We start from the raw sequence: 16,618 nt of genomic DNA on the forward strand, positions 1-16,618 counted from the left end.
GCCTACCGGCGCATAGCTGGATTAGCCAATAGGAGTGAGATAGCGCACGGAGACGGGTCAGGCCGGGGTTTCGGAGGCCGGGGCTTGCTCCTTCGCGGCTTCGAGACGGCGCCGGACCCGGCGAGCGGCGGCAACCATATTGCGCAGCGCGGGGTCGAGTTGCCAGTGATGACGGGTTTTGAGCCCGCCGTCCGGGTTCGCCCACAGGCGCTCGGGGCCGACCGCCGCCGCGGCGGCGGTGAGGAGTTCGTCCAGCTCGTCGATATCCGGGATACGAGCCGAGCGGCTCTCGTACACACCCGGACCCACCCCGTGGCTGAGGCCGTGACCGGAAGCGTAATCCTCCTCCAGGGCCTTGAGCACCCATTCGATGGACCGGGTGGCCACGATAGCGGTGACGTCGGCGTCGAGCTGTTCGATGGCCTGCACGATCTCGGTGCGGCCCGAGTACGGGATATGGGTGTGGATCTGTGTGCCGGGGCCCACGCCCGAGGTCGCCAGCCGGAACGCGCCGATCGCCCAGCGCAGGTATTCGGCCCGTCCCACCGGGCGGGCGGGCCACAGCTCCCGCAGAGCGGGCTCGTCGACCTGGATGATGCCGATTCCGGCGCGCTCCAGATCGACCACTTCGTCGCGGATGGCCAAGGCCACCTGATCGGCGGTCTCGTAGAGGGGCTGGTCCTGCCGGACGAACGAGCGCGCGATCATGGTGACGGGGCCGGTGACCATACCTTTCACCGGTTTGTCCGTGAGCGACTGCGCATAGGTGATCCAGTCCACCGTCATGGGCGCCGGACGCGAGACGTCGCCGTAGATGATCGGCGGCCGCACACAGCGCGAACCGTAGACCTGCACCCAGCCGAAATGCGTGGTCGCGAAACCGTCCAGCAGTTCGGCGAAATACTGGACCATATCGTTGCGCTCGTGCTCGCCGTGGACCAGCACGTCCAGGCCGATATCCTCCTGCAGCGCGATGGTCGCGGCGATCTCGGCCTCGATTTTCTTGCGGTACTCGTCGTAGGACAACCGGCCCTCGCCCAGCTGATGACGGGCCTGCCGCGCCGCGCTGCTCTGCGGGTACGAACCGAGAGTGGTGGCCGGAACCAGCGGAAGGTTCAGTTTCTCCTGCTGCGCGGCCCGCCGGACCGAATAGGGCTCGCGTTCCCGCATCCGGGGAGTGATCGCGTAGACCCGCTGACGCACCGCGTGCTTCTGTTTGAAATGCACCTCACCGGGGCGTTTGCGCCATTTGTCCGAGGGCCCCTCGGTGAGCGCTCTGGCCAGTGAGACCACCTCGCCCACCTTCTGTTTCGCGAAGGCGAGACGGTCGGCGACATTACCCTCGATATCGTATTCGGCGAGTACGTCGTAGGGCACGTGCAGCAGCGTCGTACCGGTCGAGACGACGAGGTCCGGGCACACCTTCGCCAGCTCGTTCAGATACTCCAGGGTGACGTAGCGGTCGGCACGCCACACGTTCATACCGCTGATGACGCCCGCGTAGAGCCGCTTCCGTCTGATACCCGGAATCTGGGCCAGCTCGTCCGGACGGATGCGGTAGGACGCCAGGTCGAGCCCGATGGCCTCCACATGGGTGCCCGCCAGGATGCGCAGTGCCTCTCCGAAATCACCGTACTGTCCGGTGACCAGCAGCCGAGGCCGCAGCGGGGCCTTCGACAAGCGGTCGTAGGCACGTTCGAACGCGGCGAGCTCCGCATCGGTTCGTTCGGCGGTGAAGCAGGGCTCGTCCAGCTGGACACAGGTGGATCCCCGGCGCGCCAGGATCTCGAACAGTTCCTCGTACACCGGGATCAGCCGGTCCAGTAATTCGATGGTGTCGAAGCCGGCCGATTCACCGGGCACACTGCCCGCCTTGGACAGCAGCAACAGCGAAACCGGTCCCAGCACCACCGGCCGCAGTTCGATACCCGCGGCCATGGCGCGGTCCCATTCGTCGAGCAACGCCTCGGGGTGCAGGGAGAATTCGGTATCGGCGTCGAGTTCCGGCTGCCGGTAGTGGTAGTTGGTGCCGAAGAAACGCACCAGTTCCAAGGGCGGGAGATCGGGCCGGCCACGGGCCATCAGGAAGTAGAAGTCCAGCGGGTCCATATCCGCCCGGTACTGCTCGAACCTGGACGGGGCCGCACCGAACAGCAGCGCGTTGTCGAGCACATGGTCGTAGAAGGAGAAGGTGTTACCCGGTACCTGGGTGAGTCCGGTAGCCGCGAGCTCGTGGAACTGCTGCTCCTGGATATCGCGCCCGACCGCGCGCAGTTCCTCGCGCGTGATCGCCTTCCGCCAGTACGCCTCCAGGGCCCGTTTGAGCTCCCGGTGCGGGCCGATCCGCGGATATCCGAGCACACTCGACCCGAACCCCTCGCTGACGTTGACCATACGAACCTCCGTGTTCATGGCGCCGCCTCCGGCGGCGTGGGGCGGAGCCCTGCCGCCCCGGGTCTTCGCTCCCCGCTCCCGTCCCGGGGCGGCCCCGCCCACGGGTGCCGGCCGATCAGAGGGACACTACGCCGGGCGTGAACGACGGGGGTCCGTTCGCGAGCTCGTAGCGGGTGAGTCCTTCCGCCGCCCGGGGAGCGGGCCGGGTACCGCGCTCCCTATCGGTCTGTGCTCAGCTCTTGTTGTACTGGTAGAAGCCCGCGCCGGTCTTCTTACCCAGCAGACCGGCCTCCACCATGCGCATCAGCAGTGGCGGAGCCGAGTAGAGCGGCTCTTTGAATTCGGCGTACATCGAGTCGGCGATGGATTTCACCGTATCCAGGCCCACGAGGTCGGTGAGCGCCAGCGGGCCCATCGGATGGGCGCAGCCGAGCACCATCGCCTTGTCGACGTCTTCCTTGGTGGCGAAACCGGATTCGACCATCCGGATGGCCGAGAGCAGGTAAGGAACCAGCAGCGCGTTCACCACGAACCCGGACCGGTCGGAAGAACGCACGACCTCTTTGCCCAGGATGTCGGCCGCGAATTTCTCGGCCCGCTCCGAGACCGCGGCACTGGTCTTGAGGGTGGTCACCAGTTCGACCAGCGGAAGTACCGGCACCGGGTTGAAGAAGTGCATGCCGACCACCCGCTCGGGGGTATTGGTCGCCACCGCGATCTTCATGATCGGAATGGAGGAGGTGTTGGAGGCCAGCACCGCGTTGGGGTCGGTGACCACCTTGTCGAGTTCGGCGAAGATGGAGGTCTTGACCTTCTCGTCCTCCAGCACCGCCTCGACCACCAGCTGGCGGTCGGCGAAATCACCGAGGTCGCAGGTGAACCGCAACCGCCAGGCCGCCTGTTCCCGCTCCCGTTCGGTGATCTTCCCGCTGCTCACACCTCGGTCCAAGGAGCGCAGAATGCGCGACCGGCCGGCCGCGGCGAGTTCCCGGGTCTGCTCGTACACCAGCACATCGATATGCGCGCGAGCACACACCTCCGCGATGCCGGCGCCCATCTGTCCGGCGCCGATGACACCGACGCGCTGAATCTTTTCGCTGCTCACGTCCCGCTCCTGATCGGTTTGGTGGTCGGTGGAACGAAGGTGTTGCTCTGGTGTGAGCGGATCCTTCGACATTGAAGTTCGTGACAGTGGAGTTGTTCTGCTCCACGGTAGAAGGACCGAAGCCCCCTCGCCGGGCTGTGTGCGAGGGGGCGGTACACCCCTACCGAGGTAGTGGTTGCCGGTATCCGACACGGATACCATGCCCGGCCCCGGCGACCCCGGAGACGGGCCGCTCCCGGGTCCTCTTGCTCGGAAACCGTGATCCCGAGCCGGGGCCGAGCCCCAACGCCCGGCGAAGAGTCCGGTAAAGGCGCGCCCGGTCCAAGAACCTCACCCGGACCGAACCCGTACCCATCAACCGGACCACCACCGAGCGCCGAGTTCTACGAGGCCCATAAAGGGGCGAGCCCGCGGCGCCGCAGGCGCCGCCGATGGACGCAGCCGCCCTTCACGGACCACTCGCCGCGGTCGAGTCCCATCCGGACTGCCGAGCCGATCGGTCCGGCACGGACCCGTCGAGCCGGTCGGCTCGGGTCCTGGCGGGCCCCCGGACCAGTGCCCGGTCGAGCCCACCCGGACCTCTCGCGGCCTAGTGGAACTGGCCCTCTTCGGTGGAGCCCTTCAGCGCCGCCGTCGAGGTGTTCGGGTCGACCGTGGTCGCGATGAGGTCGAAGTAGCCCGCGCCCACCTCACGCTGGTGCTTGGTGGCGGTGTAGCCACGCGCCTCGGCCGCGAACTCGCGCTCCTGCAGGTCGACGTAGGCCGTCATACCCTCGCGGGCGTAGCCGTGGGCCAGGTCGAACATGCCGTAGTTGAGCGAGTGGAAGCCCGCCAGGGTGATGAACTGGAACTTGAAGCCCATGGCGCCGAGTTCGCGCTGGAACTTCGCGATGGTGGCGTCGTCCAGGTGCTTCTTCCAGTTGAAGGACGGCGAGCAGTTGTAGGCCAGCAGCTGGTCCGGGAACTCGCTGCGTACCGCTTCGGAGAACTTACGGGCCAGCTCGAGGTCCGGGGTGCCGGTTTCCATCCAGATCAGGTCCGCGTACGGCGCGTAGGCCTTGGCGCGGGCGATGCAGGGCTCGATACCGTTCTTGACGCCGTAGAAGCCCTCGGAGGTACGGGTGCCGTCCAGGAACTGCTGGTCGCGCTCGTCGACATCGGAGGTGATGAGGGTGGCCGCCTCGGCATCGGTGCGGGCGATGATCACCGACGGCACACCGGCGACGTCGGCCGCGAGCCGGGCGGAGGTCAGGGTGCGGATGTGCTGCTGGGTCGGGATCAGCACCTTGCCGCCCAGGTGGCCGCACTTCTTCTCGGAGGCCAGCTGGTCTTCCCAGTGCACACCGGCGGCACCGGCGGCGATCATGGCCTTCTGCAGTTCGTAGGCGTTGAGCGCGCCGCCGAAGCCGGCTTCGGCGTCGGCGACGATCGGGGCCAGCCAGTTCTCGACGGAGGTGTCGCCTTCGACCTTGGCGATCTCGTCGGCGCGCAGCAGCGCGTTGTTGATGCGACGGACCACGGCCGGCACCGAGTTGGCCGGGTAGAGGCTCTGGTCGGGGTAGGTGTGACCGGAGAGGTTCGCGTCACCGGCGACCTGCCAGCCCGACAGGTAGATGGCCTTGAGACCGGCGCGGACCTGCTGGACCGCCATATTGCCGGTGAGGGCGCCCAGCGAGTTGATGTAGTCCTCGTTGTTCACCAGGTCCCACAGGATTTCCGAGCCACGCCGCGCGAGGGTGTGCTCTTCGACGACGGTGCCCTGCAGCTTCGACACCTGCTCGGCGGTGTAGTTGCGGGTGACGCCCTTCCAGCGGGGGTTGGTATCCCAATCCTTCTGGATTTCCTCGGGGGTCTTCGGGGTGCCGGTGGTCGACATTCTGCGACTCCACTTCCTTGTTCGGTCGGTCTGTCGGCCCGCGTCGACGGCGCGTTTCCGCTCCGCACTGCTGGAACGACGATTCGCAGGCTTGCAATGCCCACTGGGTGTACTTTCACACCATGGCACACCATCAAAAGCGCGTCTACCTGTTGCTTCTGTGAATCCAAGCTAGGATCGCCCGCGCATTTGCCAACTCTGCGAAGTTTGCCAGCACATTGCCACCATCAATTCTACTGACCAGTAGCTCTGACATGGGGTTTTAGCGTAACGCTTGTACTGTTTAGCCGCGCACCCGCCCGCCTCCACAACCGCCACCGCGGCCCACCGCTGTGAGCACATTCATAACTGAAGGCGACCGCCATCAGATCAATTACGGGAGGTGGACTTCTCCCGCGAAGCGAGAAGCGAGCCACCCCGCAGAGGTGCTGTGTTCATCGGCGCGCCTCCGGCGCGCGGGTTCGGGCCCTCGCGTCCCGGGTCTTCACTCCTGCGCTCGGTCGCTCCGTCGCTCCGGACCATCCGCACGCCGACCTCGGAGTTCCAGCCCTGCCTCGCGGGAGAGCGCGCCGATAAACACAACAAAACTTCCCGTGGTAGGGGAGTCCGACCTGTCCCCGATCAGCAAAATTTCACAATATGCCCAGAAAGGCGCTGTGCCGGCACACAACACTCGGCCGGCCATTCCCATACTCGTCCGACGAGTTTTTCGCAGGTGCGCCAAATTCGCACCCAACAACGCTAGGGTGTCCGTCACGTGCGCGGTCAGCGGTGACGGGTGCCGATGGTGAGCGCCCGCCCTCCGTCGCACGATGGGATCGGAGCTGTTGATGCGGGACATCGTCGACGACCTGCTGCAGGTATGGCGTTCGGGCCGGACCGGCGGATTGGCCACCATCGTGCGCACCGGTGGTCTGGTGGACGTCCCGGTGGGAACTGCCCTGCTCGTCGACCCCGACGGCATGATCTACGGGTCGATGGCGTCCACCGGCATCGAGGATGCCGTCTACGAGGCCACCCTGCGTTCGGCTCGCACCGGTCAGCGCGCACTGCACCGGCTCACCGTGCCCCGCGCCGACGCCGGCGGTGAGGGCGGCATTATCGACGTGTTCACCGAACCGTTCTCTCGTGGGCATTTTCCGGAATTCCCGACAATTGCCACCGAAATCGCCGAACACCGCCGGGTGACAGTTTTCACCGTTGTCTGGAACCCGGAACCCGGAATGATCGGTCAGCATCTGATCACCGATAAACGGCACGCGACAGAACTGGTCTCGCTACCACAATCCGATATCTTCGTCGCGTCCTTCGCCCCGCCTCCGCTGCTGGTCGTCTTCGGTGCCAACACCGTGGCCGCGGCACTGTCGGCTCAGGCGCAGCTGCTCGGCTACCGGGTAGCGATCTGCGATCCGCGGGCCGCCTTCGCCGTTCCGGAGTCCTTCCCCGGCGCCGAGGTGGTCTGCGATTGGCCACATCGCTACCTGAACATCCTGGTGGCCGACGGGGAGATCGATTCCTCCACCGGCATCGTGCTGGCCCACCATGATCCGCAGTTCGAGATCCCGTTGCTCACAGTGGCTTTGCGCCTGTCCGAGGTGGGCTATATCGGTGCGGTCGGTTCGGCCGTCACCAGTGCGCGCCGTCTCGAGGACCTGCGTGCGGGGGGCTTCGACGAGACACAGCTGGCTCGTCTGCACTCACCGGCCGGTATGGATATCGGCGCCGCCACCGCCACCGAGATCGCGCTCGCGGTGGCGGCGGAGATGGTGGCCGCGCGTAACGGCAGGCTCGGCCGGATCACCGTGCCTTTTCCGGCGGAGGCGGCGATCTGAGCGCACCCGCTCGATATCCGGCCGCCCGTATCCGCGACCGAAATCACCTTCGCAACCCAGCCGGTGGGCCTTGCGCCGAACCGGCTCTCGTGGACAGTTGTTCTCGTGATCCTCACCGTGACAATGAATCCCGCCTACGACGTGACCTACCGCGTCGAGAACTTCGCCTGCGGGCAGGCACACCGGGTGCGATCGGTGGAGCAGCGGCTCGGCGGCAAGGGCATCAATGTGACCCGGGTGCTCAACCAGCTGGGGCGGTACGCCCGGGCCACCGGATTCGCCGATCACGCGTTCGCCGCCGCCGCGGAGGCGGAGATGCCGGTGGATTTCGTGCACGCGCTGCCGTGGGTCCGGCGCACGGTGGTGATCAGTGAATCCGATACCGGCACCGCGACCGCGCTGCGGGAACCCGGAGCACGGGTGTCGAACCCGCATGCTTCCGAACAGCTCGAGGTCCGGGTGTCCGGCATGCTGCCGGATATCGCGGGATTGGTGATCGCCGGATCGCTACCGGAGGGCATCGATCCGGGACTGCCCGCGCGTATCGCCGAGACCGCGTTGGAGGCGGGAGTGCCCACGGTGTGTGATCTCGACGGACCGGCGCTGCGGATGGCGGCCCGGGTTCCGGGAGTCGTTCTGCTGCCCAGCCTCGACGAGTTCGAATCTCTCACCAGGTGCCGGCCCGAAACCCCGGAGGCACTGGTCACCGCGGCGCGGCCGCTGGTGGCCCGGGGGGTGGGCGCGGTGATCATCACCCGCGGGTCGCGGGGCATGGTGGCGGTGACCCCGGACGGCGCGTGGGAGGCCCGGCTGCCCGAATCGCTGACCGGTAACCCCACCGGGGCAGGCGATCCCGTCACCGCCGCGGTGATCGCGGCGCTGGCCGGCGCGGATGCTCCGGATTGGCCGGCCATTCTGGTGGACGCGGTCGCCACATCGGCCGCGTCGGTGGTCATCCCGGTGGCCGGCGAGATCGACCGGCGGCTGCGCGGGCATCTGGCGCCCACGGTGCTCGTCTCGGAGATCGGGGCACCGGCGCGCGGAGCCGGCGACACCTGAGCCGGCCGCGCGCCGTGCTCATTTCAGCACATACGGGGAGACCGAACTCCGATGTTCGCTGATGTCCAGGGTTTTGCCCAGCGGCGGGAATGCGCGCTGCGGGCAATTGGCCCGGTCGCATACCCGGCACCCCGCGCCGATCGGTGTCGCGTTGGCCTCCCGCAGGTCGATACCTTCGGCGTACACCACCCGCGCCGCATGCCGGAGCTCGCAGCCCAGTCCGATGGCGAAGGTTTTGCTCGGCTGCCCGTATCGCGTGGCGCGACGTTCGACGGTGCGGGCCACCCAGAGATATTTCCGGCCGTCCGGCATCTGCGCGATCTGCGTCATGATCTTGCCCGGATAGGCGAAGGTCTCGTAGACGTTCCACAGGGGGCAGGTACCGCCGCTGGAGGAGAAGTGGAAACCGGTGGCGCTCTGCCGCTTCGACATGTTCCCGGCCCGGTCGACCCGCACGAAGGAGAACGGCACCCCGCGTAGCTCGGGTCGCTGCAGAGTGGACAGCCGATGGCAGATGGTCTCGTAGCTCTGGGCGAAGAACGCCGATAAGCGCTCGATATCGTAGCGGAAGCCCTCGGCCACTTCGTGGAAGTAGGTGTAGGGCAGCACGGTGGCGGCGGCGAAATAATTCGCGAGCCCGAGCATGGCCAGTTTGCGTGCGTCCGGCCCGGAGAAGTTTCCTTCGTCGACGAGCTTCTCCAGCAGCTGCCCGCATTCGAAGTAGGCCAGTTCGGCGGCCAGTTTGAACAGCCGCTGCCCACCGGACAGATGCGGCGCGATCTCGAGTACCTGGTTCTCCGGATCGTAGCGGTGCAGCACGCCCTCGCCGAGGTCGATCCGCTCCATGATGCGCACCCCGTAGCCGCGCAGCACCTTCGGTATCTCGCTGTGCGGATCACCGTTGTGGAAGCGGATCCTGTTTGCGAGTTCCTCGGCGGCGGTATCGAGTTGGTGGATGTAGTTCTGTCGTTGATAGAAGTAGTCGCGCACTTCTTCGTGCGGTTTGCTGATCGTGGCGCTGCCGGAGCCGTCGGCGAATCGGTCCTCGGTCGCCGCGGCGAGCTGGGCGCTCGTATTGCGGTAGCGGTTGTGCATATTGACCAGGGCGCGGGCCATGCTCGGATGGGCGGAGACCATCTCGGCGATCTCCCGGGCGTCGGCCTCGATGCCCAGCTCCTGGTCCATGACCACTTCTTGGAGTTCGGCGATCAGCCGGGTGTCGTCCTGCGGGGAGAAGAAGGTCGCTTCGACCCCGAAAACCTCGCTGATCCGCAGGAGTACCGGCACGGTGAGGGGCCGCACATCGTGTTCGATCTGGTTGAGATAACTGGCCGATATTTCCAGCTGCTGAGCCAGCGACACCTGGCTCAATCCACGTTCGGTCCGTAGTTGCCGGAGCCGGGCGCCGACGTAGGTCTTGGCCATACGTCCAGTTTAGGGCGAGTTCGCACGCTGCGATAGAGCGGGTTAGCAAGAATTGCAGGAGCGTGCGCCGCGCGACGCATCACCACCGGTAGCCGGTCCGCGTCCGGCTACTCGCGCCGTAGCCGGACGACGATACCGGCCCGTACCCGCGGCGCCGTCATCGGTCCCGGTCCGGTGGCTCCGTTTCGGCCAGCGGCGAGGCCAGCGGCCAGCCCCCGGCGGCCAGGTGCGAGGCGACCCGGGCGATATCGTCCGGGCCGGCCTGTTCGCGGGCCGTCCGAGCCACGGCCGCTTCGATCTCGGCGTGGGTGATCTCCTCGTCGCCCCGGTCCCGGACGAGTTCTTCGGCCACGAGCACGACCTCGTAATCGGTCAGGTCCCGATGCAGTACCGCGAACAATGCGACGTAATCCGATCGCGGCACCCCCTTCGGATATCCGGCACGCAGCCACGAGAGAATCCGGGCCAGCAAACCGGATCGCTCCGGCGGCAATGTGTTCCCGGCGCTCATCTCAGGCCTGCCCGAACAGGTGGAGACCGAGCCGATGCGCGAGAAACGCCTTGGCGACGAACAGGACCCCCGCCGCCACCACCGCCACCACGGTGCACAGACAGAGGTAGGCCCCTGCCCGCGCGGCCATCCGGCGCGGTGCCGCACGACCGGGGACCACGGTTTCCGCGGTCGACCACAACCGCACCCCCACGGCGAACACCATGGGCAGTCCCGCGCCGAGCACCAGAGCCGCCAGCATCACTTCCCCGAGAGATCTCAGATTCGCCAGAACAGTGGACATCATGTCTCCTCCGAAGCGGACCGCCCGACCGACTCCGGCCGGGCCGGCGTAGGGGCGACGCCGGACGGATCGTTGACATTCTCGCTGGACACCTTGTCCCGCAGCGAACGCAGATACATGAGCAGCGCCAGCCCGATCAGTAGCGCGAAGACCAGCAGCACTCCGGTGAGGCCACCGAGGTAGTGCGCCAGCGCCCAGCAGACGGCCCCGGCAAGACCCGCGGCGGGCAGAGTCAGCAGCCAGGCCACCGCCATCCGGCCCATGACAGCCCAGCGCACCTCCGCGCCCTTACCGAGGCCGGCGCCGAGAATCGCACCGGTAACCGTCTGTGTGGTCGACAGCGGCAAGCCGAAATGCGCCGAGGTCAGAATGATCGCCCCCGAAGCCGACTCCGCGGACAACCCCTGCGGTGATTCGATATCGACCAGGCGTTTACCGAGAGTGCGGATGATCCGCCAGCCGCCCAGGTAGGTACCCGCCGCGATGGCCACCGCGCAGGCGGCGATCACCCAGATGGGGATGGCCGCGTCCGGGGTGAGCTCGCCGTAGGCGACCAGTGCCAGGAAGATGACACCCATCGTCTTCTGCGCGTCGTTGGTGCCGTGCGCCAGCGATACCAGCGAGGCGGAGCCGACCTGCCCCCAGCGGAAGCCCGTGGTGATCTTGGCCGGATCGGCCCCCCGGGTGATCCGGTAGACCGCCCAGGTGCCGATGGTGGAGACCATCCCGGCGACGACCGGAGCGAGCAGGGCCGGAACCACGATCTTGTTGAGCACACCGCTGTCGCCGGAGGCCCACACCACACCGTTCCATCCGAGCGCGGCCAGCGCGGCGCCGATCAGGCCACCGAACAGTGCGTGCGAGGAACTCGACGGCAGACCGAACAGCCAGGTGAGCAGGTTCCACAGGATGCCGCCGACCAGACCGGCGTAGACGATGATGAGCAGCGCGTGCCCGGAGACCTCGTCGAGCCGCACGATTCCCTCGGCGACGGTCGCCGCCACCGCTACCGAGAGAAAGGCGCCCACCAGGTTCAGGATCGCGGACAGTGCGACGGCGATTCTGGGACGCAGCGCCCCGGTGGCGATGGAGGTTGCCATGGCATTGGCGGTGTCGTGGAACCCGTTGGTGAAATCGAAGGCCAATGCCGTGACGATGACAACCAGCAGAATCAGCAGCTCACCTGTCACGTCTTGCATTCTCCGCCATGAGGGCCGTCTTCCCGGCGCCCGGGCCCACACGGCCGGGAAATATGCCGTTCACCTGTGTAGCCTCCCGGCAACATGCCTCGTGGACCGGATACGGGCGAGTCAGGCATCGACCGGCTGCCGCTCCGGCCGGACCGGCTCGCCGGCGGCCACCGCCACCCGGCGCGCGATCATGCCCAGGCATGCGCAGACCACGATCACCGCACCCATCGGCAGGCCGGTTCCGGAGCCGCCCAGGCCGACCAGCGGCGAGACCACCGCGCCCAATGCGAACTGCAGCGCCCCCATCAGCGCCGAGGCGGTACCGGCGGCGTGGCGCGCCCGGCCGATCGCCAGGGCGCTCGCGGTGCCCATGACCGTCGGCGTGGCGGCCACCAGCACGAACAGCACCGGTAGGACGAACGCCGCGGGTACCCCGGCCATCAGCACGACGAGCAGCGCGGTCCCGGCCACGAGGATCACCGCCTGCCCGGTGCGCAGGATCGGCCCGGGCCCGAAACGCCCCACCAGCCGGGAGACGACCACCCCGGTCAGCACCATACCGGCCGCATTGGTGGCGAATACGATCGTGTACGCCCGGTTGGACATCCCGAGCACGTTCTCGATCACGAAGGGGGAGGCCGAGATGTAGGCCATCATTCCCGCGAAGCCCAGGGCGAACGTGAAGATGTAGCCGAGGTAGCCGCGGTCCGATCCGATGCGCCCGATCCCGCGCAGGGTGCCGGTGAAGCCCTCGGTGTGCCGCCGCTGCGGGGGCAGTGATTCCGGCACCACGAAGAGCGCGCCCAGGAACATCAGCAGGAAGATTCCGCTCAGCGCCCAGAATTCGGCACGCCAACCGGCGGATACCAGGACGCCGCCGAGTAGCGGCGCTACCACCGGAGCGATCCCGCCGATGGCCGAGAACAGGGTGAAGATCCTGGCGGTGGCCGCGCCTTCGGTGCGGTCGGCACCGACCGCCCGGCCGATCACGAGGCCGGACGCCGCCGTCAGCCCCTGGACGAAGCGCATGGCCACGAGAAGCCAGATGGTGGGCGCCACCGCGCAGACGACGGTGACGGCGACGGTGATCGCCGTGGCCAGCACCAGCGGTTTGCGCCGGCCGAACCGGTCGGAGAGCGGTCCGATGAGCAATTGCCCCGCCGCCAGCCCCACCAGGAACGTGGTCAGCGTGAGCTGCACGCTGGTCGCGGTGGTGTTCAGATCGGTGGCGAGATCGGTGAAGGCCGGAAGGTACATATCCACCGCGAACGGCGCGGCGGCCGACAACAGCGCCAGCACCACCAGTAGTGCTCCCGATACTCCGGGCCGCTTCTCGATCGGCATTCCGGCACCTCCTCCCAGATGATTATTTATGAATACATAAGTTATCATCGGACCCGTGAGCGATAACTCGGACCTCCGTGAGCTGGACAACGCCCTGCGCGGGGTCGCTCGGGCGGTTCGCCGGGCAACGCCGCGCCTCACCGGCACCCGGCCGCTCACCGATACCCAGTTCGAGGCCCTGCGGTTCATCGTGCACAACCCGGGCGCCGCGCCGGGCGAACTGGCCGCGCTGACCGGTATGCAACCGAGCAATATGAGCGTCACCCTGCGGCAGCTGGCCGAATACGGGCTCATCGAGCGAGAACGTGACCCCGCCGATCGCCGGTGCAGCCGGATCCGGCCCACCGCCGAAGCCGCAGCGCACACCCGCGAAGTGGAAGCCGTCCGCACCGCCCTGGTACTGGACGCGCTGGCCGGGATGGACCCGGCCGACCGCGAGACCCTGGTCGCCGCGACCGGGGCGCTACGCGCACTCGCCGCGGCTCTCGGCGGCGAACCCGCCGCCCCTCGCGCGAACCGGCGCCCGTAGGGTCCGCGGGCGATACCGGTCCGGGCGCCCGGACCGGCTCAGCCGGCCACCGCGCTCAGAACGCTTCCTCCGGCAGTTCCATGATGTCGGTATCGAGCGCGGCGATAACGTCCTTCGTCGCGGTGAGTGTGGGCAGGATGTTCTTCGCGAAGAAGCTCGCCACCCCGACCTTGCCCGTGTAGAACGGCCGGTCCTTCTCCGGGGCTTCCGCGGCCAGGGCCGCCGCCGCCACCTCGGCCTGCGCCAGCAGCAACCAGCCGATCAGGAGATCACCGACCGCGAGCAGGAAACGCACCGAACCGAGACCCACCTTGTACAGCTCGGCGGGCTCCGACTGGGCCGCCATGGCGTATCCGCTCAGCGATCCCGCCATGGCCTGCACATCGCCCAGCGCGGTCCGCAACAGTGCCCGCTCGGCTTCCAGCCGTCCGGTCGGGGTGTCCAGGAACTCCGAGATCTTGCCGAAGATATGCGCGGCAGCGACGCCCTTGTCCCGGATGATCTTGCGGAAGAAGAAGTCCTGGGCCTGGATGGCGGTGGTGCCCTCGTACAGCGAGTCGATCTTGGCGTCGCGGAGGTACTGCTCGATCGGATAGTCCTGCAGATATCCGGAACCGCCCAGGGTCTGCAGAGATTCGTTCAGGTACTGGTAGGCCCGCTCGGAACCGACGCCCTTGACGATCGGCAGCAGGAAATCGTCCACCCGGTGGGCCGTCTCGGCATCCGCGCCGGAGACCAGTTCCGCGACATCGGCGTCCTGGTGCATCGCGGTGTAGAGGTACACCGCGCGCAGGCCTTCGGCGTACGCCTTCTGGGTGGCCAGGCTGCGCCGGACGTCGGGATGGTGGGTAATGGGCACCCGCGGCGCCGTCTTGTCCGCCATCCGGGTCAGATCGGCGCCCTGTACCCGCTCCTTCGCGTAGGAGAGGGCGGTCAGGTATCCGGCCGAGAGGGTGCCGCTCGACTTGACCCCCACCATCATGCGGGCGTTCTCGATCACCTTGAACATCTGGGCGATACCGTTGTGGGTGTCGCCGACGAGCCAGCCGACGGCGGGCTTGTCGCCACCGAAGGTCAGCTCACAGGTGGGCGAGGATTTCAGGCCCATCTTGTGCTCGACATTGGTGACATACACCCCGTTGCGCTCACCCGGTTCCAGCGTCTGCGGGTCGAACAGGTATTTGGGTACGTAGAACAGCGACAGCCCCTTGGTACCGGGTCCCGCGCCCTCGGGCCGCGCCAGCACCAGGTGGAAGACGTTCTCCGCGGTATCACCGACGTCGGCGCCGGAGATGAACCGTTTCACGCCCTCGATATGCCAGGTACCGTCGGGCTGCTCCACCGCCTTGGTGCGGCCCGCGCCGACATCGGAGCCCGCATCCGGTTCGGTGAGCACCATGGTGCCCTGCCAGTGCCGTTCGAAACCGGCCGCGGCCCAGTGCTTCTGCTGCTCGTTGCCGATCTCGTAGAGCACCTGGGCCATCGCGGCGCCCATATCGAAGAACACCGCCGCCGGGTTGGCACAGGTGATCATCTCGTTGACCGCCCAGGTCAGCGCCGCCGGAGCGGGCATACCGCCCATCCCCTCGGGCTTGCCCAGACGATTCCATCCGGCCTCGCGGATGGCGAGCACCGTCTTGGTCAAGGGTTCCGGGACGACAACCGAATGCGTCTCCGGCCGGAATTCCACCGGCTCGCGGTCGGCGGCCGCGAAGGATTCCGCCACCGGCCCCTCGGCCAAGCGTTTCACCTCGGCGAGGATCTCGCGCGCGGTATCGGTGTCGAGATCGCCGTAGGCGCCTGCGTCGAGCAGTTTGCCGAGCTCGTGAACCTCGAACAGATTGAACTCGATATCGCGCAGATTCGCCTGGTAGTGACCCACGGTTGTCCTCCTGGTCTGTGCCGTGGCGGCCCGGCGACCGCGCTGATACAGGCTTTTTTGACATCGTACGAACAGCAGCGTGCCCGACTCGGCACCGGATACGCAACTGCAGTCTCCCCCGGCGGTCGGGGCCGGGGGCTTCCGCGCCGCGGCCACCCGACCCGGCCGGGAACGCTCAACAGCCGGGTTGCAACGGCCAGCACTCCACCGGGCCGGCCGGACCCGGCACGGCCGGCTCCACGGTGGTGGTGGGCGCGGCCGGCTCGGCGGAAGGTCCGTCCGCGAGCAGCGACCCGATGATCGCGGTGAGTACGACGAGCCCGCCCACCACCGCGACGGCCAGTACCACCCAGCCGAGGAGGTCCTCGGTACGCCCCGAATCCGGGCGACGCCAGCTCGGTCGTTCCCGCGGCGGTTTCGGCGCCTCGGGCAGTTTGTCGGTGAACCCGGCGGCGATCAGTTCCGCGCGGTCCGGCGCCCAGCCGGTGAGCGCCCGGGTCGCGGCGCAGACCCGCCCTACTGTCCAGCGCGGCGGTCCGGGAGCGAAGTTCTCCAGGAAAATACGCAGTTCGGTCACCTCTACCGCATTTCCCACCACCACATCGACCCCGGGCCGCAACGTTTCCCGGCCCGGCCGCAACACCGCGCCCCGCATGGGGATCAATGCCACCGCACCGCACAACTGTCCGGGGTCGTAATCGGCGCGTTCGAAGGTCAGCCGCACCTCCCGCACGGCACTTTCCAGCCGCCGCACCGGATCGCCGCCGAATTCCAGGTCGAGATCGGCCGGGGCGTCACCCACCCGCCACGGCCCGTCCGGGGAGACCATCAGCATTCCGCTCTGCCGGCTCCGGAAGCCGACCACCTCGATGACCAGCACACCCTGTGGTGTCCAGACCACCGCACCGATCTGCCGGGTTCCGCGCTGGGTGCCGATACGAAGGTCGACGATGGCGAGCCCGGTAGTGGGCAGATGCCGCAGGCTTTCCACGAATTCCTGTTCGGCCGCGGATAGTTCCGCCCGATCGTCGACCTTCACCAGCATCGTGCTCTACCTCTGCCGTGTGTCGTAACGCCCCATGTCGTGACCGACCCCCGTGTCGGTCACGACCCGCCAGCCCCTTTCGTACCATTCATTCGGCCGGCGTCTCAGGTGAATTCGGAATCGCCGGGTCGTGTCCCGCCCCC

General features: G+C 67.5%; 13 protein-coding genes. 3 read left to right on the forward strand and 10 right to left on the reverse strand.

Annotation, left to right across the window (positions count from 1 at the left end):
• Positions 1-57: 57 nt before the first annotated feature.
• The 3 genes from metE to aceA all read right to left on the reverse strand — a co-directional run bounded on the left by metE (position 58) and on the right by aceA (position 5,375).
• A complete protein-coding gene (gene metE / locus ACYR7D_RS03860) occupies positions 58-2,394 on the reverse strand; it encodes a 5-methyltetrahydropteroyltriglutamate--homocysteine S-methyltransferase (protein ID WP_459550004.1) in 2,337 nt (778 codons plus the stop codon).
• Between the two features lie 232 nt (positions 2,395-2,626).
• Positions 2,627-3,499: a 3-hydroxybutyryl-CoA dehydrogenase gene (locus ACYR7D_RS03865; RefSeq protein WP_459548249.1), complete on the reverse strand. Its 873-nt coding sequence runs from the start codon at positions 3,497-3,499 to the stop codon at positions 2,627-2,629.
• Positions 3,500-4,088: 589 nt separating this feature from the next.
• Positions 4,089-5,375, reverse strand: a complete 1,287-nt coding sequence (aceA, locus tag ACYR7D_RS03870) for an isocitrate lyase (RefSeq protein WP_459548250.1) — start codon at positions 5,373-5,375, stop codon at positions 4,089-4,091.
• Between the two features lie 830 nt (positions 5,376-6,205).
• Between aceA and ACYR7D_RS03875 the strand changes: the two genes are divergently transcribed.
• The gene (locus tag ACYR7D_RS03875) at positions 6,206-7,207 is read left to right on the forward strand and encodes an XdhC family protein (RefSeq protein WP_459548251.1); all 1,002 of its coding nucleotides are present in this window, start codon (positions 6,206-6,208) and stop codon (positions 7,205-7,207) included.
• Positions 7,208-7,324: 117 nt separating this feature from the next.
• On the forward strand, positions 7,325-8,266 hold the full coding sequence (locus tag ACYR7D_RS03880) for a hexose kinase (RefSeq protein ID WP_459548252.1): 942 nt from the start codon (positions 7,325-7,327) through the stop codon (positions 8,264-8,266).
• Positions 8,267-8,284: 18 nt separating this feature from the next.
• On the opposite strand, the gene ramB is transcribed toward ACYR7D_RS03880, so the two are convergent.
• The 5 genes from ramB to ACYR7D_RS03905 form a co-directional block, all read right to left on the reverse strand.
• Entirely contained in the window at positions 8,285-9,691 is a 1,407-nt protein-coding gene (gene ramB, locus ACYR7D_RS03885) for an acetate metabolism transcriptional regulator RamB (RefSeq protein ID WP_459548253.1), read from the reverse strand.
• Between the two features lie 157 nt (positions 9,692-9,848).
• Positions 9,849-10,202 (reverse strand): DUF3349 domain-containing protein, encoded by a 354-nt coding sequence (locus tag ACYR7D_RS03890; RefSeq protein WP_459548254.1) that lies wholly within the window; start codon positions 10,200-10,202, stop codon positions 9,849-9,851.
• A gap of 1 nt (position 10,203) precedes the next feature.
• Positions 10,204-10,488: a hypothetical protein gene (locus ACYR7D_RS03895; RefSeq protein WP_459548255.1), complete on the reverse strand. Its 285-nt coding sequence runs from the start codon at positions 10,486-10,488 to the stop codon at positions 10,204-10,206.
• Complete coding sequence (locus ACYR7D_RS03900; RefSeq protein ID WP_459548256.1) at positions 10,485-11,675, reverse strand: inorganic phosphate transporter; 1,191 nt, start codon at positions 11,673-11,675, stop codon at positions 10,485-10,487. The genes ACYR7D_RS03895 and ACYR7D_RS03900 overlap by 4 nt, the downstream gene beginning before the upstream one ends.
• A 120-nt stretch (positions 11,676-11,795) precedes the next feature.
• On the reverse strand, positions 11,796-13,019 hold the full coding sequence (locus ACYR7D_RS03905; RefSeq protein ID WP_459548257.1) for a multidrug effflux MFS transporter: 1,224 nt from the start codon (positions 13,017-13,019) through the stop codon (positions 11,796-11,798).
• A gap of 55 nt (positions 13,020-13,074) precedes the next feature.
• Between ACYR7D_RS03905 and ACYR7D_RS03910 the strand changes: the two genes are divergently transcribed.
• Positions 13,075-13,548 (forward strand): MarR family winged helix-turn-helix transcriptional regulator, encoded by a 474-nt coding sequence (locus tag ACYR7D_RS03910; protein WP_459548258.1) that lies wholly within the window; start codon positions 13,075-13,077, stop codon positions 13,546-13,548.
• A 55-nt stretch (positions 13,549-13,603) separates the two neighbouring features.
• On the opposite strand, the gene ACYR7D_RS03915 is transcribed toward ACYR7D_RS03910, so the two are convergent.
• Both ACYR7D_RS03915 and ACYR7D_RS03920 read right to left on the reverse strand, forming a co-directional pair.
• Entirely contained in the window at positions 13,604-15,430 is a 1,827-nt protein-coding gene (locus ACYR7D_RS03915; RefSeq protein ID WP_459548259.1) for an acyl-CoA dehydrogenase, read from the reverse strand.
• A 175-nt stretch (positions 15,431-15,605) separates the two neighbouring features.
• Entirely contained in the window at positions 15,606-16,475 is an 870-nt protein-coding gene (locus ACYR7D_RS03920; RefSeq protein WP_459548260.1) for a nuclease-related domain-containing protein, read from the reverse strand.
• Between the last annotated feature and the right edge of the window lie 143 nt (positions 16,476-16,618).

Source organism: Nocardia sp. X0981 (assembly GCF_977089955.1).